The organism is Actinomadura darangshiensis (assembly GCF_004349235.1).
Lineage (GTDB): Bacteria > Actinomycetota > Actinomycetes > Streptosporangiales > Streptosporangiaceae > Spirillospora > Spirillospora darangshiensis.
Genome location: NZ_SMKY01000017.1, coordinates 1 through 17,976 on the forward strand (window position 1 = coordinate 1; position 17,976 = coordinate 17,976).

Consider the following 17,976-nt stretch of genomic DNA (forward strand, 5'->3'; position numbering starts at 1 on the left):
GGTGGGGTGCTGCGGGGCGTGTTCGCGCTGCCGGCGCCGGTGAAGCGGCTGATCGTCGGAAACCCGGTGCGGCGGGACGGGCAGGAGCTGGCGCTGGACGTGCAGTTCCTGCTGCTGATGATGCGGCTGGAGGGCGAGCGGCGCCTGGCCGGCGGCACGGTCGACGCGGCGCGGCGCGGGCTGGCCCGGGGGCAGGCGTACCTGGCGAAGGTGCCGGCGCGGCCCGTCAAGACCCGGAAGGTGGACGCGGGCGGTGTCCCGGCACGCCTCTATGAGCCGAAGGGCCTGAAGGACGGGTCGCCGCTGCTCGTCTTCTACCACGGCGGCGGCTGGGTCATCGGGGACCTCGACACGCACGACGGGGTGTGCCGGTACCTCGCGGTGCACGCGGAGGTGCGCGTCCTGTCGGTGGACTACCGGCTCGCGCCCGAGCACCCGTACCCGGCGGCGAGCGAGGACGCGCTGGTCGCCTACGAGTACGCGGTGGCCAACGCCGCGGAGCTCGGCGCCGATCCTCAGGCCATTGCCGTTGGGGGTGACAGCGCGGGCGGCAACCTGGCGGCGGTCGTGGGTGTCATGGCCGAGCGCACGCCCGACTTCGCGCTGCTGTTCTACCCGGCGACCGACATGTCCGTCCGGCGGCGGTCGCGGGAGCTGTTCGGAGAGGGCTTCTACCTCACCGACGACGACATGGTCTGGTTCAGCGACCGCTACTGCCCGGAGGAGCGGCGCGCCGATCCGGCCGTGTCGCCGCTGTTGGCCGAGGACCTCGGCGGGTTCCCGCCGACCTATCTCGCCACGGCCGGGTTCGACCCGCTGCGGGACGAGGGCGAGGCGTTCGCGGAGCGGCTCAAGGAGGCCGGGGTGCCGGTCGCGCTGCGGCGGCAGGAGGACCTGCTCCACGGGTTCGCGAACATGTGGCCCCTCGGCGGACGGTTCCGTGAGGCGGTCTCGGAAGCCGCCGGGGCCCTGCGCACCGGGCTGTACGCGGGGCCCCGCAGCAAGACCTAGAGGGGCAGGCCCGTGAAGATCATGACCTTCTCCTCGGTGTAGTCGGCCATCGCCGACCGGAGCCCCTCGCGGCCGACGCCCGAGTCCTTCACGCCGCCGTACGGCATCTGGTCGGCGCGGTAGGACGGGACGTCGCCGATCACGACGCCGCCCACGTCCAGCTCGCGGTGCGCGCGGAACGCGATGTCGAGGCTGCGCGTGAACACGCCCGCCTGGAGACCGAACTTGGAGTCGTTGACCAGCGCGAACGCCTCGTCGACACCGTCCACGAGCTGGACGAACATGACCGGCCCGAAGACCTCCTCGCGGGAGATCTTGGCGTCGGCGGGGACGCCTGCCAGCACGGTCGGCGCGTACGCGGCGCCCTCGCGGGTGCCGCCGGTGAGGATCTTCGCGCCCGCGGCGACGGCCTCGTCCACCCAGGCTTCGACGCGCTCGGCGGCCTCCTGGCTGACGAGCGGGCCGACCTGCGTCTTGTCGTCCCACGGGTCGCCCGTGACGAGCGCACCGACCGTGTCGACGAGCTTCGGCACGAACTCGTCGTACACGGAGCGGTCGACGTAGACGCGCTGGACGGCGATGCAGCTCTGCCCCGCCTGGTAGTTGGAGAACAGCCCGATCCGCTTGGCGGCCCAGTCGAGGTCGGCGTCCGGCAGGACGACGGCGGCGCCGTTCCCGCCGAGTTCGAGGGTGACGTGCTTGCGCGGCGCCTGGTCGTTGATCGCCCAGCCGACCGGAACCGAACCGGTGAAGGAGACGATCGGCAGGCGCGGGTCGTCCACGAGCGCGGCGGCGCGGTCGTTGGGCACCGGCAGGATCGAGAACATGCCGGCGGGCAGGTCGGTCTCGGCGAGCAGCTCGCCGAGCAGCAGTGCCGACAGCGGCGTCGCGGGCGCGGGCTTCAGCACGATCGGGGTGCCCGCCGCGATCGCCGGGGCGATCTTGTGCGCGGCGAGGTTCAGCGGGAAGTTGAACGGCGAGATGCCGAGCACCGGGCCCTTCGGCACGCGGGTGATGTAGGCCATCCGGCCCTCGGCGGCGGGGTCGGTGTCGAGCCGCTGCGTGGTGGCGCTGAAGCGGCGGGCCTCCTCGGCGGCGAACCGGAACGTGGAGACCGCGCGGGTCACCTCGCCGCGCGCCCACAGCAGCGGCTTGCCGTTCTCCGCGGTGATCAGCCGGGCGATCTCCTCGGCGCGCTCGGCGATCCGCGCGGACACGTGCGCGAGCGCCTCGGCCCGCACGTGCAGCGGCAGTGCCGCGGCCTGCTCGCGGACGGCGTCCGCGGCGGCGATCGCCTCCTCGACCTGCGCGGGCGTCGGCACCGCCGCCGTCCCGACCGCGCGGCCGTCGTAGGGGTGCGTAACGGTCAGCTCGCCGGCACCGGTCTCGGGCCGGCCGGCCAGCCAGAATGGGGTCGCGTTCATGCGTTCACGCTATCCCCGGCGCGCCCGAATGCGAGTCTCCATGGTGTCCAATCCGGTCGTGTCCATTGGACGTGATGGCCAGCGCGATCCACAGTTCGGCGCGGACGGCCGGGTCGTCGGGGTCGCGGCCGAGGAGGTCGGCCGCCTTGCGCATCCGCGTCCGCAGCGTGTGCCGGTGCACGCCGAGCGCCCGCGCCGCCGCCTCGCCCTGCCCGTTGGCCGCCACGTACGCCCGGACGGTCTCGACCAGATCCTCCGCGCGGAGCGGTGCCAGGAGCGTGTCGGCGAAGGCGTGCGCCAGATCCGGCGCGAGGAGCCCCAGTACGCTCTGCCCGGGGAGTCCGGAGTAGCGGAGGACGGCCTGCCGCGTCCGGACGGCCGCCGCCAGCGACTCTTCGGCCTGCCGCAGCGCCGTCTCCAGGTCGCCGGAGGCAAGGTCGCTGACGCCGGTCGGTCCGGTGGCGGCCAGCAGCGGCTCGACGGTGCCGAGCGCCTCGTCCGGGACGATCACCGCACTGTGGCCGTCCAGCGGCAGCGCCAGGCAGCGCGCCCCCGCCGGATCGGACTCCAGCACGTCCAGCACGGCGGCCCCGCCCGCGCAGGCCAGCACCCGGACCGGCCCGCGCGGCACCGACGGCCCGTCGCCCGGCCGCCCGAGCAGCAGTGCGGCGAGCGAGGCCCGCAGGTCGCGGGCGGTGCGCGGCGTCTCCGACTGGAGCGTCAGCAGCGCGACGGCCGCGGCGACGATGGTGTGCGCGGCCGGGGGCAGCGGCGCGTCGGTTCCCACGGCGAGGAACCCGCGCGGCCGTCCGCCGAACCCGATCCGCTGCACCACGAGATGGTCGTCGGGGACGGCCAGCGAGACGCTCGCGGCGGGACGGCGCCGCAACCGCGCCAGCTCGGGCGCGAGGGCCCCGGCGCGGTCGCGGGCGCCGGCCGGCTCGGCGTGCTGGACGTCCCCGGACGCGTCGAGCAGCAGCGCCCACCCGCCGAGCAGCCGCGCCAGCCGGGCGACCAGCGCGCCCGGCCCGGTGAGCGCGGCGCGGGTCAGGTCCCGCTGCGCCTGGTAGGCGCGTGTCACGTCCTCGTACCATTCGGCGGCGAGCATCCGCGACACCGCCTTGCCGATCGCGATGAACGGGGTCGGCCGCGGCACCTCCAGCAGTACGAGGCCCTGGTCGCGTGCCGCCGCGAGCAGTTCCGGCAGGACGGTCTCGTGGATGACCCCGACGGCGAACCCGAGCCCGGCGACGCCCCGTCCGACCAGCCGCGACACGTATTCGGCGGCGTTCGCCGGCGTCAGCCGCATGCCGGTGGTCAGCACCAGCTCGCCGCCCTCCAGGAACGGCGTCGGGTCCTCCAGCTCGCTGACCGCGACCCACACGACCGGCGTGTCCGGCAGCGCCCCGGTCCGCGACCGGAGGCCGAGCTGGGGGAGGGCCGCCACGGCGGCCAACGTCGGGGGCATCGCCATCCTTGTGCAAAGTGTCTACCTCGGCGGGCGGTTTTCGCCGTCCCGTACGGTTCATCGTAGGCGGCGCCCGGCTTATGTTCAGGCCATGACCAGCCACAACCGCCTTCCGCAGGAACGCCGTGTCGTGACCGAGATCCCGGGGCCGCGGTCCCGGGACCTGCAGAAGCGCCGCGTCGCGGCGGTGCCGCCGGGCGTCGGCAGCGTCCTGCCGGTGTACGTGACGGACGCCGGCGGCGGGGTGGTCGTCGACGTGGACGGCAACTCACTGATCGACTTCGGCTCCGGCATCGCGGTGACGGGCGTCGGCAACGCCAACCCGCGGGTCGCGGCGCGGGTGAAGGCGCAGGCCGACCGGTTCACCCACACCTGCTTCATGGTCGCGCCGTACGAGTCGTACGTCGCGGTGTGCGAGAACCTCAACCGGATCACGCCCGGCGACCACGAGAAGCGGTCCTTCCTGGTCAACAGCGGCGCCGAGGCGGTGGAGAACGCCGTCAAGATCGCCCGGTACGCGACGGGGCGGCAGGCGGTCGTGGCGTTCGACCACGGCTACCACGGCCGGACGCTGCTGACGATGACGCTGACCGCGAAGAACATGCCGTACAAGCAGGGGTTCGGCCCGTACGCGCCCGAGGTGTACCGGATGCCGCTCGCCTACCCGTACCGCTGGCCGACCGGCCCGGAGAACTGCGGGCCGGAGGCCGCGGCGCAGGCCGTCGATCAGATCACCAAGCAGATCGGCGCGACGAACGTCGCGGCCGTGCTGATCGAGCCGATCCAGGGGGAGGGCGGGTTCATCGAGCCCGCGCCCGGGTTCCTGCCCGCGCTCGCCGCGTTCTGCCGCGCGAACGGCATCCTGTTCATCGCCGACGAGGTGCAGACCGGCTTCGCGCGGACGGGCGACCTGTTCGCCTGCGAGCACGAGGAGATCGTCCCCGACCTGGTCGCGACCGCGAAGGGCATCGCGGGCGGGCTGCCGCTGGCCGCCGTCACCGGGCGCGCCGACATCATGGACAAGGTCCACGGCGGCGGGCTCGGCGGCACCTACGGCGGCAACCCGCTCGCCTGCGAGGCGGCCCTCGCCGTCCTGGAAGAGATCGAGGACGGCAAGCTCACCGAGCGGGCCCGCCGGATCGGCGAGATCATGCTGCCGCGGCTGCGCGACCTCGCCGGGAAGCACCCGGCGATCGGGGACGTCCGCGGGCGCGGCGCGATGATCGCGATCGAGCTGGTGCGGGAGGGCACGAAGGAGCCCGACCCCGAGCTGACCGCGCGCATCGCCCGCCGCTGCCACGAGAACGGCCTGCTCGTGCTCACGACCGGCACGTACGGGAACGTCGTGCGCTTCCTGCCGCCGCTCGTCATCCCCGAGGAGCTGCTGACCGAGGGGCTCGACGTCCTGGAGGCCGCCTTCCAGGTCAGCCCGCGCTGAGGTTGTCCGGGTAGAGGCCGGCGACGATGTCGTAGGAGCGCAGCCGGTCGGCGTGGTCGAAGACCTGCGTGGTCACCATGACCTCGTCGACCGCGGTCCGCCCGACCAGCGCGTCCAGCTGCTTGCGGACGGTGTCCGGGCCGCCCATCACCTGGTCGCCCAGCCGCGCGTCGATCATCTGCCGCTCCAGCGGCGTGTACGGGTGCGCCGCGGCCTCCTCCGGCGACGGCATCAGCCCGGGGCGGCCCTGCCGCAGCCGCAGGAACGCCAGCGCCTGCGGCGCCGCCAGCTCGCGCGCCTCCTCGTCGGTGCCGGCCGCCGTCACGGATACGCCGATCATCGAGTACGGCTCGTCCAGCAGGCCCGGACGGAACGACTCCCGGTACAGGCTCAGCGCGGGCACGGTGTTCTCCGCGCTGAAGTGGTGCGCGAACGCGAACGGCAGGCCGAGGAGCCCGGCGAGCCGTGCGCTGTACCCGCTGGAGCCGAGCAGCCACACGGGCGGCTCGTTCCCGGCGGCCGGCGTCACCTTGCTGTCCGCGCCGAAGTAGCCGCGCAGCTCGATGACCTGCTCGGGGAAGTCGTCCACCGACAGCGCCTCCGGGGACCGCCGCAGCGCGAGGGCGGTCGCCTGGTCGGTGCCGGGCGCGCGGCCGAGGCCGAGGTCGATGCGTCCCGGATACAGCGCTTCGAGGGTCCCGAACTGCTCGGCGATCACCATCGGCGCGTGGTTCGGCAGCATGACGCCGCCGGATCCGACCCGCAGCCGGGACGTCGCGGCCGCGACCTGCCCGATCAGCACGGCGGTCGCCGAGCTGGCGATGCCGGGCATCGCGTGGTGCTCGGCCAGCCAGTACCGGTGGAAGCCGAGCCGCTCGGTGTGCCGGGCGAGATCGAGGGTGTTCCGCAGGGCCTGCCCGGACGTGGAGCCGGCGACGACGGGGGCGAGATCGAGGACGGAGAAGCGCACGGTCATACCGTGTGCCAACCCGCGCGGGGCCCGTCCTCTTCCCGTCAGCGGGTCGCGGCCACCAGGGCGACGCCGACGACCGCGATCACGACGGGGACCGTGATGCTGAGCCAGGACCAGTTCACCAGCGTGCGGGCCCGCGCCGGATCCTCCGCGAACCGGACCTCGGCCCGGGCGTACAGGAGGGCGGCGACCACGACGAGCGGCAGGAAGGCGAACGTCGTGAGGAGCCCGAGGACGAAGGCGGCGGTCTGCCCGAACCGGGTGTAGGTCCCGTCCGGGCCGATGCCGAACGCGAGGCGGGGAACCGCGACGGCGGGGGCGGATACGGCTTCGGTCATGAGAGCGCACCGATCACTAGAAGTGTGACCCGGATCATACGCTTCGTGATCGCCTCGCGCGAGAGGCCGGCCGCCCTTTTATGGACGGCCGGCCAATAAGGGGTCAGCGCAGGTTCAGGCCCAGCAGGACGGGGTCGTGGTCGGACGAGCGGAACGCGTCCGGCCGGTAGAACCGCGGCGGGTTGAACTCGGTGTTGTAGTCGAGGAACACCGGCTCGTCGCTGTTGATGTGCCAGATCGTCGCGCCCGTCACCCGCCGCGACAGGCCCTTGCCGGCGAGCGCGTGGTCGAGTTCGCCGGACTGCCCGTCGAACACGTAGCTGTACCGGTCGCCCGGGCGGACGAACCGGGCCGTCTGCCCGACGAGACCGGCGCCGGTGAGGACCTTCACCGGGTCCTCGGCCGTGTAGGCGTTGAGGTCGCCGACGACCAGCGGGTCCGGCACGCCGGCCGCGAGCGCGGCGATCGCCCTCGCCTGGCCGGTCCGGCGGGCGTTGTAGCAGCCCTGGCCGTCGCCCTGGTCCTGGTCGGGGCCGGTGGCGCCGCCGCAGCCCTTCGACTTGAAGTGGTTCACGATCATGGTGAAGCCGGTCCGGCCGTGCGCGGGCCGGAACGTCTGCAGCAGCGGCGGGCGGTCGAAGACCGGGTCCTCGGACGAGTGCGCCGCGCCGACCGGCGTGACCTTCGCCGGCTTGTAGATGAGCGCGACGTGGATCTCGTCCGTCCCGGGGTACGGGTGCTTGACCCATGCGTACGTCCCGGCGCCGGCGGTCTGGTTGAGGCTGTCGACGAGCCCCTTCAGGGCGGTGTCGCCGTTGTTCTCGACCTCCATCAGCCCGACGACGTCGGCGTCGAGGCCCTTGAGCGCGGCGGTCAGCTTGGCGAGCTGCCGCTGCTGCTCCTCGGTCGTGTCCGCGCCGCGCTTGCCGAGCGTCGTGAACCAGTTGAGGGTGTTGAAGCTCGCGACGCGCACGTTGCCGCCGACGTGCCGGGGCCTCTTCGGCTGCGGGTTGTCGTTGGCGAAGTGCGCCGTCTTCGTCGGCTCCAGGCGGTACTCGCCGAACCCGTAGTTCAGGACGCCGGTGAGCCCGTGCGCCGAGTCGCCGATCCGCAGGACGCGGGGGTCGGTGTACGGGATCGTGCCCGGGTTCTGGACGTTCGACGCGTCATCGATCAGCAGCTTCCGCGCGTCGTTGCCCGCCTGGGTGGAGCCGTGCCCGTCGGTCGGCTGGAAGAGGCGGCCGCCCGCGGACACGGTGACCTCCCCGTACCGTCCGAGCGTGTAGGTCTCGGTGGCGGTGAGCCGCTGCCCGAAGCGCAGCAGCACGCCCTCGTACCGCTCCATGGTCGCGCCGCCGCGCAGCGGAAGGCGGACCGCCGCCGGAGCGACCCGTCCGCTGCCGCACACGTTCACGGCGGAGACGGGTGACAGCTCGGTGAGCCCGTTGTACTCGACGGCCTTGCCGGTCACCAGGACCCGGTCGCCGGCCGCGACGTCCTCGGTCGAGTAGACGAAGATCCCGTCGGAGGTCCGCGGGTCCCGGTCGGGCGTCGGGTCCTGGACGAAGAAGCCCTTGAGCTGGTCGGACCGCTGGAAGTCGGCGGTGACGACGCCCTCGACACGGACGGTCCGCCCGTTCACGGGGCTCGCGTCGCCGCTGCCTTGGACCTCGGCGATCTGGTGGTCGGCGGGCGTGCCGCAGGTGGGCGGCTCCGCCGCGGCCGCCGCCGGCACCCCGGCGGTGAGGCCCGCGGCCAGGACGGCCGCGAGTGCTGCTGCTGTTCGGCGCATGGCGGGAGCGTAGACCGGATTGCCCGGAAGGTCAGGGTCCGACGCGCAGCACGCGGAGCTGGCCGGCGACCAGGCGGTAGTAGCCGACCAGCGTGACCAGCTCGTACAGGCGGGTGAGGCCGAGCGTGCCGGTGGCCGCGGCGAACGCGTCGTCGGACAGGTCGCCGCTTGCGGCCAGTTCCCGCGCGGTGGCGAGGACGGCGTCCTCCAGCGGATCGTCCAGCGCGCAGGTGTCGCCCGCACGGATGGCGGCGATCTGCTCCTCGGTGACCCCGGCCTCCAGGGCCGCGTGGGTGTGCACGGCCCACTCGTACTCCGAGTGCTCCCGCGCCGCCACCGCCAGGATCGCCAGCTCCTTCTCGCGCCGGGTGAAGCCCGTCCCGTAGCGGACGACGGTGCCGAGCTCCTGCAGGGCGTGGCCGAGTTCCGGGCTGAGTAGCATGCCGTTGAACGGGCCGCGCAGGCGGCCCTCCTCATCGGCGAGCGGGAAGGGCCGTGGACCGGTGGCGCGGGCGCTGTCGAGGATCCGATCGTAGAGCTCGCGTTGCGCGGCGGTCAGATCCGCGGGCCGGAGCGCGTCGACGCGGGCTGTCATATGCATGTCCCCCGAGAAGTGTGCGGTGGTCAATGTGCGGCGCCGGCGAGGGTGCCGCCGGCCTGGAAGGTGCCGTGGTGGGCGAAGACGCGGCGCTCGCTCGCGGTGACGGTGCGCATGACCTCCGCGCGCCACGGCGTGCTCGTCGCGGACCGGTAGGCGCCGGTCTCGAAGACACCGGGGTCGTCGATCTCGTGCAGGGCGAGGAAGCGGGGTGCCCGCCCGTCAACCAGGACGTAGCGGCGGGTCCGGCGCCAGCCCGGCAACGCGTGGAGCGCCGGGACGTGCTCTTGCGTGTACCAGGCGTGGAAGCCGGCCTCTTCTCCGGGCTCGACCGTCATGGACCGTGCCACGAGGAACGACGGAGGCCGGGCGGCGGGCGCGCCGCGGTCGTCCTCCAGCGCGTAGACGCGGCGGTCGAAGGTCTCCAGCCCGGCGATGACGGACCGCTCCCGCGCGCTGCGCCGTTCGCGCAGCCGCCGGTACTCCGGAGTCTGGAGTACCTCCAGGTCAAGGACGTACCATGCGAGCCAGGCCGGGGCCGCGCCGTCGGCGGCGCGGTACCGGTGCCCCTGGCGGACGCCCGGCAGCGACAGCCGGGCGGGCCCGTGCTCGTTGTCGTACCAGTCGTGGAACTCGGCCTCGTCGCCGTCGCGCGGCTGCGACAGGACGTAGAGCAGGCCTTCCGTCACCATGTGCCTCCGACTGTCCCTACACTTGTTCTACAGACGAACATTCGTACGTCAGTAGACAACTGTGAAGCCGGGAGTTGAGAAATGTCAAGGCAGGACCCCGATGTGATCGACTCGGTCGAGAAGGCGTTCCGCGTGCTGGAGGCCTTCTCGGCGGAGCATCCGACGCTGACCGTGAGCGAGGCGGCGGACCTGACCGGCCTGTCCCGGGCGACCGCCCGGCGCATCCTGCTGACCTGCGTCAAGCTCGGGTTCGCCGAGCTGGACGACCGCCGGTTCCGGCTGCTGCCGCGCGTCCTGCGCCTCGGCTACGGCTACCTCGCCTCGCTGCCGATCTGGGAGCGCGCCCAGCCGCACATGCGCCGGCTGGCCGAGGAGGTGCGGGAGTCCTGCTCGGCGGCGACCCTGGACGGCGACGAGATCGTCTACGTCGCCCGGGTGCCGGCCAAGCGCAGCATGTCGATCGTGCTGAACGTGGGCTCGCGCCTGCCGGCCCACCCGACGTCCATGGGGCGGGTCCTGCTCGCGGGGCTGCCGCCGGAACGGCTCGGCGACTACCTCGGCTCCCTGCGGCTGGAGCGGCTCACCGCGCACACGATCACCGACCCCGCGGCGTTCGCGGCGGAACTCGACCGGGTGCGGGAGCAGGGCTACGCCCTCGTCGACGGTGAGCGCGAGGAGGGCGTGCGGTCGGCGGCGGCGCCGGTGCGCGACCGCTCGGGTGCGGTGATCGCGGCCATCAACGTGTCGGCCAACGCGGGCCGGGTCTCCGTCGAGGACCTCCGCGAACGGTGCGTCCCGCTGGTCGTGCAGGCGGCGGACGCCATCTCGCGGGACATCGACTTCGTTCCGTCCGCCTAGTTCCGTCCGCCTAGTCCGTCCGCTTGGGGGAGCCGCCGATTCCGGCTTCCTCTTGACGCAGGTGGGAGCGTCCCTCACACTCCTTTTCTGACTGGCGTACATCTGTGCGACTGACGAACAGAGGTGAACCCGATGTCCAGTGCCACATCCGCCCTGCGAACCGCCTTCACCACCAGGCTCTGGCTCACGGTGCTGGTGGCCCTCGCCCTCGGGGCCGCCCTCGGACTCGTGGCGCCGGACGCCGGGGCGTCCATGCAGCCCCTCGGCGACGGCTTCATCTCGCTGATCCGGATGCTCGTCGGCCCGGTGATCTTCTGCACGATCGTGACCGGCATCGCCTCGGCGGGCGCGCTCGCGGGGATGGGCCGCATCGGCGTCAAGGCCCTGGTCTACTTCGAGGCCGTCACCACGATCGCGCTGATCATCGGCCTCGTGGTGATGGACGTGCTGCGGCCCGGCGACGGCGTGCACGCCGACCCGGACGCGATCAAGCTGACCGGCAAGGCGAGCCAGTACGCCAGCGAGGGCGAGCACCAGCACTGGTACGACTTCCTGGTCAACATCATCCCGCACAGCGTGGTCAGCGCCTTCGTCGACGGGAACGTCCTGCAGATCCTGCTCGTCTCGGTGCTGTTCGCCATCGCCGTCCGGATGCTGGGCGTGCGCGGCGAGCCGATCAGCCGCGGCGTGGAGCGGGTCGGCGAGGCCGTCTTCGGCATCGTCCGGCTGGTGATGTACCTGGCGCCGGTCGGCGCGTTCGGCGCGATGGCCTACACCACGGGCAAGTTCGGCACGAAGACGCTGACCAGCCTCGGCGGCTTCGTGGGGCTGTTCTGGGCCACCGGGATCTTCTTCTGCCTCGTCGTCCTCGGCGTGGTCGCCCGGCTCTGCGGCATCCGGATCCTCGCCCTTTACCGCTACTTCAAGGACGAACTGCTCATCACGGTCGGCACCGCCAACTACGAGGCGGTCATGCCGCAGCTGATCGAGAAGCTGGAGCGGCTCGGCTGCCCCAAGCCGATCGTCGGGCTCGTCGTCCCGTCCGGGTACGCGTTCAACTCCGACGGCGTCTGCCTCTACATGGGGTTCGCCGGCCTCTACATCGCGCAGGCGTTCGACATCCAGCTGTCGCTCTGGGAGCAGATCGGCCTGCTCGCGGTGTTCCTGCTGACCTCCAAGGGCGGCGCCGGCATCGCGGGCGCGGGCTTCGTCCTGCTGGCCGCGACCCTGTCCACGACCGGCTCGATCCCCGTCGCCGGCATCATGCTCATCTTCGGCGTCGACCGGTTCCTGTCGATGATGCGCGGCATCGTGAGCCTGTGCGGGCAGATGGTCGCCAGCATCGTCGTCAGCAGGTGGGAGGGCGTCTTCGACCGCGAGCGGGCCCTGGTCGTGCTCGCCGGAGGCACCCCCGCCGAGCCCGCGGCCGAGCCGGCGGAGACGGTCCCGGCGGTCGCGCAAGGGAACGCATGACGGGGCGGCTGGACGGCAAGGCCGCCATCGTCACCGGCGCCGGCAGCGCGGGGCCGGGCTGGGGCAACGGCCGCGCCACCGCGGTGGTCTTCGCCGCCGAGGGCGCCCGGGTGCTCGCGGCCGACAAGGACGCGGCCTCCCTCGCCACGACGATGGAGCTGATCGCCGCGGAGGGCGGGACGGGCCGCCCGCACGAGTGCGACGTCACCGACGGCGACGCGGTCCGCGCCATGGTCGAGGCGTGCCGCGAGACCTACGGGCGGGTGGACGTCCTGGTCAACAACGTCGGCGGGTCCCGGCCCGGCGGGCCCGCCGAACTCGACGAGGCCACCTGGGACGCGCAGCTCGACTTCAACCTGAAGACCGCGTACCTGGCCTGCAGGCATGTCATCCCGGTCATGCGCGAGCAGGGCTCCGGCGCCATCGTCAACGTCGCCTCCACGTCCGGGCTCCGCTACACCGGATCGCCGCAGGTCGCCTACGCGGCGGCCAAGGCGGGCGTCGTCCAGCTCTCCCGCGTCACCGCCGTCCAGCACGCCGGGGACGGTATCCGGGTGAACACGGTCGTGCCCGGCCAGCTGCACACGCCGATGGTCGAGGCGCGCCTCGCCGGGCAGCGCGCCGGCGGCGACGTCGAGGAACTGCTCAGGCGGCGCCTGGCCCGCATCCCGCTCGGCTTCATGGGCGACGGCCGCGACACCGCCTACGCCGCCCTGTTCCTGGCCTCCGACGAGGCGCGCTTCATCACCGGAACCGAGATCGTCGTGGACGGCGGCATGACCGCCCGCTGCGACTGAGAAGGGGGACCGTGAACACGCCCACGTCCTGCCCGCCGCCGCACCCGCACCCCCGGGTCCCCCGGCTGCGGCCGCCGTCCGGCGCCATCGACGCGCACTGCCACGTCTTCGGCCCCGGGCACCTGTTCCCGTACGCGGAGGGCCGCACCTTCACACCGCCCGACGTGTCCGAGGACGACCTCCGCCGGCGGCACGACCACCTCGGCCTCGATCGCGCCCTCATCGTCCAGTCGTCCTGCCACGGCACCGACCACTCCGCGCTCCTGGACGCCCTGCGCACCGGCGGCGGCAGGTACCGGGGCGTGGCCCTGGTGACGCCGGGGACGCCGCCCGAGGAGATCGCCCGGCTGCACGAGGCGGGCGTCCGCGGCGCCCGCCTGAACTTCATGCCGCACCTCGGGCAGAGCCCCTCTCCCGAGACGATCCGTGCCGTGACCGACCTGGTCGGACCGTTCTCGTGGCACCTCGGCGTGCACGTCGCGGGTACTGGTATCGCCGACCTGGAGGACGTCATCCGCGCGATCGAGATCCCGGTCGTCATCGACCACATGGCGCGCGTCGACCTGCGGGACGGCCTGGCGAGCGAACCCGTCCGCGCCCTGAAGCGCCTGCTCGGCGAGGGCGGCGTCTGGGTGAAGCTCAGCGGCGCCGACCGCCTCACCCACGAGGGCCCGCCCTACGGCGACTCGGCCGCGCTCGCCCGCGCGCTCGCCGCGCACGCGCCCGAACGGGTCGTCTGGGGGACGGACTTCCCGCATCCGAACATCCGCGGCGCCGCACCCGACGACGGCCTGCTCGTCGATCTCCTCGACGAGATCGCCCCGTCCGAGGAGCTGCGCCGCCGCATCCTGGTCGACACCCCGGCGGCGCTCTTCGGCTTCGGCTGACCGGGTACCGCGCGCGACACCGCTGCGCGCGAAACACCGTACGGCGCGGCTTCGATTACCGGCGGAAGCCCCCCGCACGAGAAGGAGCGCCGTGACCGAGTCGCCCGCCGGATCCGAGTCGCCCGGACTGAGCTATGCGCGGACCCGCGACATCGTCGCCGTGTTCGCCGTCCTGCTGGCCCTCACCGTGGTGCTGGTGGTCGTCCTCGTCCAGGCGTGGCCGGCGGGCCCGGACGGACGGGGCGGAACCGCCCCCGACGCCAAGACCGTCCACTTCCCGGGCTGGTCGCCGCGGATGTCGCGGGAGACGAGCCTGTTCGTGATCGTCATGGCCGCCGGCGCGCTCGGCGGCGTCGCGCACGTCCTGCGGTCGTTCTACTGGTACGTCGGCAACCGGTCGCTGCGCCGCAGCTGGCTGCTGATGTACCTGCTGCTCCCGTTCGTCGGCGCGCTCTTCGGGCTGATCGTCTACCTCGTCGTGCGCGGCGGCCTGACCTCGCCGGCGGGCGGCGCGTCCGACGTCAACCCGTACGGGATCGCGGCCATCGCCGCGCTCGTCGGCCAGTTCTCCCGCGAGACCGCCGAGAAGTTCCGCAGCGTCTTCTCGACCCTGCTGGCTCCCGCGCCGCGGGGCCGCGACCACGCGCTGACCCCGCGGATCACCGCGATCGACCCCGTGCGCGGGCCGGTCGGCACGACGGTCGCGGTCACGGGCTCCGGCCTGGCGTCCGCGACGAGCGTCCGGTTCGGGACCGTGCGGTCCCCGGTGAGCGACGCGGCGGACACGCTCGTGCGCACGATCGTCCCGGCGGGCGCCACCTCGGGCTCGCCGATCGTGAACACCCCGGCCGGCGCGGTCGCGAGCCCGGAGACCTTCACCGTCGAGTGACCTACTTGGCGTCCTGCCAGTGGTCGTGCCAGGCCTCGTAGGCGGCGCCGGGGAACACGCGCGGCAACTCGGACGTGGGGAGCCGCCCGAGTCCGGCGCCCGTCCGCGCGACGCCGAACTGCCGCTCCATCACGTACGCGGTGCGGTGCAGGCTCTTCGGGCCGGCGACGAGGCAGGTGTGGCGGGGGCCGGGCAGGTCCTCGTCCGGGACGGCGGAGCCGACCGCGAGGCTGTTGGACACCGTCACCCAGCTGCCGAGGCCCGCGACCTGCCGCTCGGCGCCCTGCTCCTCCCAGCGGTACTCCAGGATCGGCTTGGAGAAGATCGGGACGAGCAGGTGCGAGACGCCGCACGACTGCAGCTCCCGCTCCCACCCGGCGGACCGGCCGAGGTCCTCGCAGATCAGCACCGCCAGCCGCCCGAGCGAGGAGTCGAGCACGCTGACCTTCGTGCCGGGCCGCGCGTACTCGGCGGCCGTGCCCGCGGCCGGGGCGTCCGGCAGCCGCCACAGCCGCATCTGCCCGGCGTCCAGCGTGAACCCGGACAGCTTGTCCTGGACGAGGAGCTCCTGCCCCGTCCAGCGGTCCAGCAGGACGGCGCGGTTGGGCGGCGGGTCGCCGCCTCCGAGCGGGCCGCTGCCGAGCAGCAGGAACCGCAGCGGGCGGCGGCCGCGCTCGCGCACCGCGGTGTCGAAGGCGACCTCCTTCCAGTGCTCCAGCAGCGCGTCCGACAGCGACGCCTCCGGCATCACGGCGAGCTGCGCGCCGGACTCGTCCAGCCGCCGGACGATCGCCTTGATCCGGCTGCGGATGCCGGAGGAGTCCATCGGGCGCAGCGTGTAGACGGTCGTGCCGTTCCGCTCGCCGAACTCGATGTCGATGTCGTCGTAGGTCTCCAGCACCGGCGCGCAGCCGACCGCGACGGGCTCCTCCCGGTTGAAGTGCGGGTCGTTCACAGCGGGCAGGATCCGGTGGTCGATCAGCTCCCACTCCGCCTGCGGGACGCGGTGCACGCCGAAGAACTCCGCCTTCGTCCGCAGCCCGCGCGGCCGGCCGGGGAACGCGCACCGGGGGAGCAGCGCGCCCGTCGTCCCGGGGCCGTTCAGCCTCCCCTCGGTGAGGTAGGTGACCAGCACCCCGGCCAGCGCGGGCGCGTCGTGGAACGGCGCGTACGGGCTGGCGTGCGCGAGCGCGATGTCGAGCCCCAGCAGGATGGTGAACCGCCCGAGGTCGCCGCGCCCGGCGATGATCTCCGCCGTCACGGCCGGATCGAGGACGCCGTCCTCCAGGACGGCCTCCGCGACCTCGTTCGCGTCCCGCCGCACCCGCTCCCGCCGGTACCAGCGCGTGGCCGTCCAGCCTTGGAAGACGTCGTCGGAGATCGTGTCGTAGAGGTGGACGAAGAGATCAGCGGGCCCGCCCGGGTACGCGGCTGCAGCCGACTGATCCGTCATAAGCGCCCCCGGGGGAGTTGACACGCGTGATTACCGATGGTCGTCCGATGCTAACGCTCCCGGCCCCGTCCTTTCCGTGTCATCCCTTACAGAGCAAGGGATCCGCGTCACTTGACATTCACTTGGCATCGGCGCATCCTGGAGAGGTCCGGCGCTGCTCGTCGACCTTGGAGTGAGCCGTCAAACGCTCCCCGGCCTGAAGGCCGGGGCTTGCCTCGCTAGCCGAGGTAGGCCTTGTTTGACCAGCCCGAGCCAGCACGCATGGGAGGTGAACTAGTTGGCTACGTTCCGTGCAGGTGAGCGGACCCACCAGGCCGTGCTTCTCCAGCGGCCTGCTCTGGAATCCGGTTCAGCAGACATGCTTGGGGGCAGGCGCGAAACGGGGACCGGACACCGCCCTTGCGGGGTGGTACCCGGTGCGGAACATGGGCGAGGAGAGCCCGCCGCCGCCTCACCTGGCGGCGGTGGCGTCACCCCCGCGTCCCCTTCGGGGGCCGGGGAGATGCCGCGTGAGCGGCACGCGATGGTGTTCGTGCTCGATAAGCACGGCATGCCGTTGCAGCCCTGCCACCCGGCCCGCGCGCGGTACCTGCTGCGCAGGGGCCGGGCGGTGGTGCACCGGCACACACCCTTCGTCATCCGCCTCAAAGACCGAGAGATCGCCGGGTCGGAGGTGGACGGGGTGGAGGTCGGGATCGACCCCGGGTCCAAGCACACCGGCGTCTCGGTGTTCACCGCCCAGACCGGGGAGCGGCGGGCCCGGTTCGCGGTCCAGCTGAACCACCGAGGCGCGACCATCGGTAAACGGATGCGACAACGCGCCGCCTACCGGCGTCGTCGCCGGTCGGCGAACCTGCGTTACCGCAAAGCCCGGTTCTCGAATCGGACCCGGCCGCAGGGATGGCTCGCGCCGTCGTTGCGGCATCGGGCGGACACCACCACCTCGTGGGTGGACCGTCTCACCCGCTGGGCACCCGTCCAAGCCGTGCATGTCGAGCGCGCCTCGTTTGACACCCACCTGCTCGCAGCCGGGAAGCCGCTGGAAGGCACGGAGTATCAGCACGGCACCCTGCACGGGTTTGAGGTGCGGGAGTACCTCCTCACCAAGTGGGGGCGGGCGTGCGCTTACTGCGGAGCCACCGGCACCCCGCTGAACATCGACCACATCCGCCCGAGCTCACGCAGCGGATCCGATCGGGTGTCGAACCTGACGCTCGCGTGCATCCCCTGCAACCAGGTCAAGTCCAACCGGCTGGTCACCGAGTTCCTGGCTGGGCGGCCCGACGTGCTCGCCAAGGTCTTGGCGCAGGCCACCAAACCGCTGGCCGACGCGGCGGCCGTCAACTCCACCCGGTGGGCGCTGTGGCGGGCCCTGGACGCGCGGCTTCCGACGCACACCGCGACGGGTGGCCGCACTAAGTGGAACCGAACCTGCAACGGCCTGCCCAAGTCGCACGCTCTGGATGCCCTGGCCGTCGGCACGCTCGATTCGATTACCGAGACGGTACGGCGGGTGTTGGTGGTGGGGTGCGCGGGGCGGGGAGCGCACCAGCGCACCACCCCCAATCAGCACGGCTTCCCCCGCCTGACCCGGCCACGCAAGAAGACTTTCTACACGTTCGCCACCGGCGACCTGGTCCGCGCCGTCGTCCCCACCGGAAAAAAGGCCGGAACGCACACCGGACGCATCGCCGTCCGCGAACGCGGCTACTTTGACATCCACACCCGCCACGGCCGCGTCGCCGGCATCGGTCACCGGCACGTCCGGCTCCTGCAACGAGCCGACGGCTACGCCTACACCACCCAGCTCGAAGTCACGCCCGAGCACCATAAGGACGGCTAGATGACCCTCACACCCGCCGTGCTCACGCGCTCACGGCAGTCC

Annotated in this window: 16 protein-coding genes; 8 read left to right on the plus strand and 8 right to left on the minus strand. The window is 72.8% G+C overall.

Going from position 1 to position 17,976, the window contains the following annotated elements:
• Nucleotides 1-1,011, plus strand: a 1,011-nt coding sequence (locus E1293_RS06180; RefSeq protein WP_243716050.1) for an alpha/beta hydrolase, incomplete at its 5' end; no start/stop codon positions are given.
• On the opposite strand, the gene E1293_RS06185 is transcribed toward E1293_RS06180, so the two are convergent.
• Together E1293_RS06185 and E1293_RS06190 are read right to left on the minus strand one after the other, a co-directional pair.
• The gene (locus E1293_RS06185; RefSeq protein ID WP_132194740.1) at nucleotides 1,008-2,435 is read right to left on the minus strand and encodes an aldehyde dehydrogenase family protein; all 1,428 of its coding nucleotides are present in this window, start codon (nucleotides 2,433-2,435) and stop codon (nucleotides 1,008-1,010) included. The genes E1293_RS06180 and E1293_RS06185 overlap by 4 nt on opposite strands.
• A gap of 4 nt (nucleotides 2,436-2,439) precedes the next feature.
• On the minus strand, nucleotides 2,440-3,903 hold the full coding sequence (locus E1293_RS06190) for a PucR family transcriptional regulator (protein WP_132194742.1): 1,464 nt from the start codon (nucleotides 3,901-3,903) through the stop codon (nucleotides 2,440-2,442).
• Nucleotides 3,904-3,994: 91 nt separating this feature from the next.
• Between E1293_RS06190 and gabT the strand changes: the two genes are divergently transcribed.
• Nucleotides 3,995-5,341, plus strand: a complete 1,347-nt coding sequence (gene gabT, locus E1293_RS06195; RefSeq protein ID WP_132194744.1) for a 4-aminobutyrate--2-oxoglutarate transaminase — start codon at nucleotides 3,995-3,997, stop codon at nucleotides 5,339-5,341.
• Here gabT and E1293_RS06200 read toward each other — a convergent pair.
• From E1293_RS06200 to E1293_RS06220, 5 genes are all read right to left on the minus strand, one after another.
• On the minus strand, nucleotides 5,328-6,317 hold the full coding sequence (locus tag E1293_RS06200; protein WP_132194746.1) for an LLM class flavin-dependent oxidoreductase: 990 nt from the start codon (nucleotides 6,315-6,317) through the stop codon (nucleotides 5,328-5,330). The genes gabT and E1293_RS06200 overlap by 14 nt on opposite strands.
• Nucleotides 6,318-6,355: 38 nt before the next feature.
• On the minus strand, nucleotides 6,356-6,652 hold the full coding sequence (locus E1293_RS06205; RefSeq protein WP_132194748.1) for a hypothetical protein: 297 nt from the start codon (nucleotides 6,650-6,652) through the stop codon (nucleotides 6,356-6,358).
• Between the two features lie 103 nt (nucleotides 6,653-6,755).
• Complete coding sequence (locus E1293_RS06210; RefSeq protein WP_132194750.1) at nucleotides 6,756-8,444, minus strand: ExeM/NucH family extracellular endonuclease; 1,689 nt, start codon at nucleotides 8,442-8,444, stop codon at nucleotides 6,756-6,758.
• A gap of 31 nt (nucleotides 8,445-8,475) precedes the next feature.
• The gene (locus E1293_RS06215) at nucleotides 8,476-9,039 is read right to left on the minus strand and encodes a carboxymuconolactone decarboxylase family protein (RefSeq protein WP_132194752.1); all 564 of its coding nucleotides are present in this window, start codon (nucleotides 9,037-9,039) and stop codon (nucleotides 8,476-8,478) included.
• A 29-nt stretch (nucleotides 9,040-9,068) separates the two neighbouring features.
• A complete protein-coding gene (locus E1293_RS06220; protein WP_132194754.1) occupies nucleotides 9,069-9,734 on the minus strand; it encodes a hypothetical protein in 666 nt (221 codons plus the stop codon).
• 81 nt (nucleotides 9,735-9,815) lie between these two features.
• On the opposite strand from E1293_RS06220, the gene E1293_RS06225 reads away from it, so the two are divergent.
• From E1293_RS06225 to E1293_RS06245, 5 genes are all read left to right on the plus strand, one after another.
• On the plus strand, nucleotides 9,816-10,592 hold the full coding sequence (locus E1293_RS06225) for an IclR family transcriptional regulator domain-containing protein (protein ID WP_132194756.1): 777 nt from the start codon (nucleotides 9,816-9,818) through the stop codon (nucleotides 10,590-10,592).
• Between the two features lie 132 nt (nucleotides 10,593-10,724).
• Nucleotides 10,725-12,065 (plus strand): cation:dicarboxylate symporter family transporter, encoded by a 1,341-nt coding sequence (locus E1293_RS06230; protein ID WP_132194758.1) that lies wholly within the window; start codon nucleotides 10,725-10,727, stop codon nucleotides 12,063-12,065.
• Nucleotides 12,062-12,862, plus strand: coding sequence for an SDR family NAD(P)-dependent oxidoreductase (locus E1293_RS06235; RefSeq protein ID WP_132194760.1), 801 nt, complete (start codon nucleotides 12,062-12,064; stop codon nucleotides 12,860-12,862). The genes E1293_RS06230 and E1293_RS06235 overlap by 4 nt, the downstream gene beginning before the upstream one ends.
• An 11-nt stretch (nucleotides 12,863-12,873) precedes the next feature.
• Entirely contained in the window at nucleotides 12,874-13,749 is an 876-nt protein-coding gene (locus E1293_RS06240; RefSeq protein WP_132194762.1) for an amidohydrolase family protein, read from the plus strand.
• Nucleotides 13,750-13,840: 91 nt separating this feature from the next.
• Nucleotides 13,841-14,638, plus strand: coding sequence for an IPT/TIG domain-containing protein (locus E1293_RS06245; RefSeq protein WP_132194764.1), 798 nt, complete (start codon nucleotides 13,841-13,843; stop codon nucleotides 14,636-14,638).
• A 1-nt stretch (nucleotide 14,639) separates the two neighbouring features.
• On the opposite strand, the gene E1293_RS06250 is transcribed toward E1293_RS06245, so the two are convergent.
• Nucleotides 14,640-16,091 (minus strand): carbon-nitrogen hydrolase family protein, encoded by a 1,452-nt coding sequence (locus tag E1293_RS06250; protein ID WP_132194766.1) that lies wholly within the window; start codon nucleotides 16,089-16,091, stop codon nucleotides 14,640-14,642.
• A gap of 523 nt (nucleotides 16,092-16,614) precedes the next feature.
• On the opposite strand from E1293_RS06250, the gene iscB reads away from it, so the two are divergent.
• Nucleotides 16,615-17,934 (plus strand): RNA-guided endonuclease IscB, encoded by a 1,320-nt coding sequence (gene iscB, locus E1293_RS06255; protein WP_243716051.1) that lies wholly within the window; start codon nucleotides 16,615-16,617, stop codon nucleotides 17,932-17,934.
• Nucleotides 17,935-17,976: the final 42 nt, after the last annotated feature.

Excerpts from the sequence above, each read along its gene's own strand:
- E1293_RS06220 (WP_132194754.1), bottom strand. The coding sequence starts at position 9,734 with ATGGTGACGGAAGGCCTGCTCTACGTCCTGTCGCAGCCGCGCGACGGC.
- E1293_RS06225 (WP_132194756.1), top strand. The coding sequence starts at position 9,816 with ATGTCAAGGCAGGACCCCGATGTGATCGACTCGGTCGAGAAGGCGTTC.
- E1293_RS06215 (WP_132194752.1), bottom strand. The coding sequence starts at position 9,039 with ATGACAGCCCGCGTCGACGCGCTCCGGCCCGCGGATCTGACCGCCGCG.
- E1293_RS06185 (WP_132194740.1), bottom strand. The coding sequence starts at position 2,435 with ATGAACGCGACCCCATTCTGGCTGGCCGGCCGGCCCGAGACCGGTGCC.
- E1293_RS06190 (WP_132194742.1), bottom strand. The coding sequence starts at position 3,903 with ATGCCCCCGACGTTGGCCGCCGTGGCGGCCCTCCCCCAGCTCGGCCTC.
- E1293_RS06210 (WP_132194750.1), bottom strand. The coding sequence starts at position 8,444 with ATGCGCCGAACAGCAGCAGCACTCGCGGCCGTCCTGGCCGCGGGCCTC.
- E1293_RS06230 (WP_132194758.1), top strand. The coding sequence starts at position 10,725 with ATGTCCAGTGCCACATCCGCCCTGCGAACCGCCTTCACCACCAGGCTC.
- E1293_RS06200 (WP_132194746.1), bottom strand. The coding sequence starts at position 6,317 with ATGACCGTGCGCTTCTCCGTCCTCGATCTCGCCCCCGTCGTCGCCGGC.
- E1293_RS06235 (WP_132194760.1), top strand. The coding sequence starts at position 12,062 with ATGACGGGGCGGCTGGACGGCAAGGCCGCCATCGTCACCGGCGCCGGC.
- E1293_RS06250 (WP_132194766.1), bottom strand. The coding sequence starts at position 16,091 with ATGACGGATCAGTCGGCTGCAGCCGCGTACCCGGGCGGGCCCGCTGAT.
- gabT (WP_132194744.1), top strand. The coding sequence starts at position 3,995 with ATGACCAGCCACAACCGCCTTCCGCAGGAACGCCGTGTCGTGACCGAG.
- iscB (WP_243716051.1), top strand. The coding sequence starts at position 16,615 with ATGGTGTTCGTGCTCGATAAGCACGGCATGCCGTTGCAGCCCTGCCAC.
- E1293_RS06205 (WP_132194748.1), bottom strand. The coding sequence starts at position 6,652 with ATGACCGAAGCCGTATCCGCCCCCGCCGTCGCGGTTCCCCGCCTCGCG.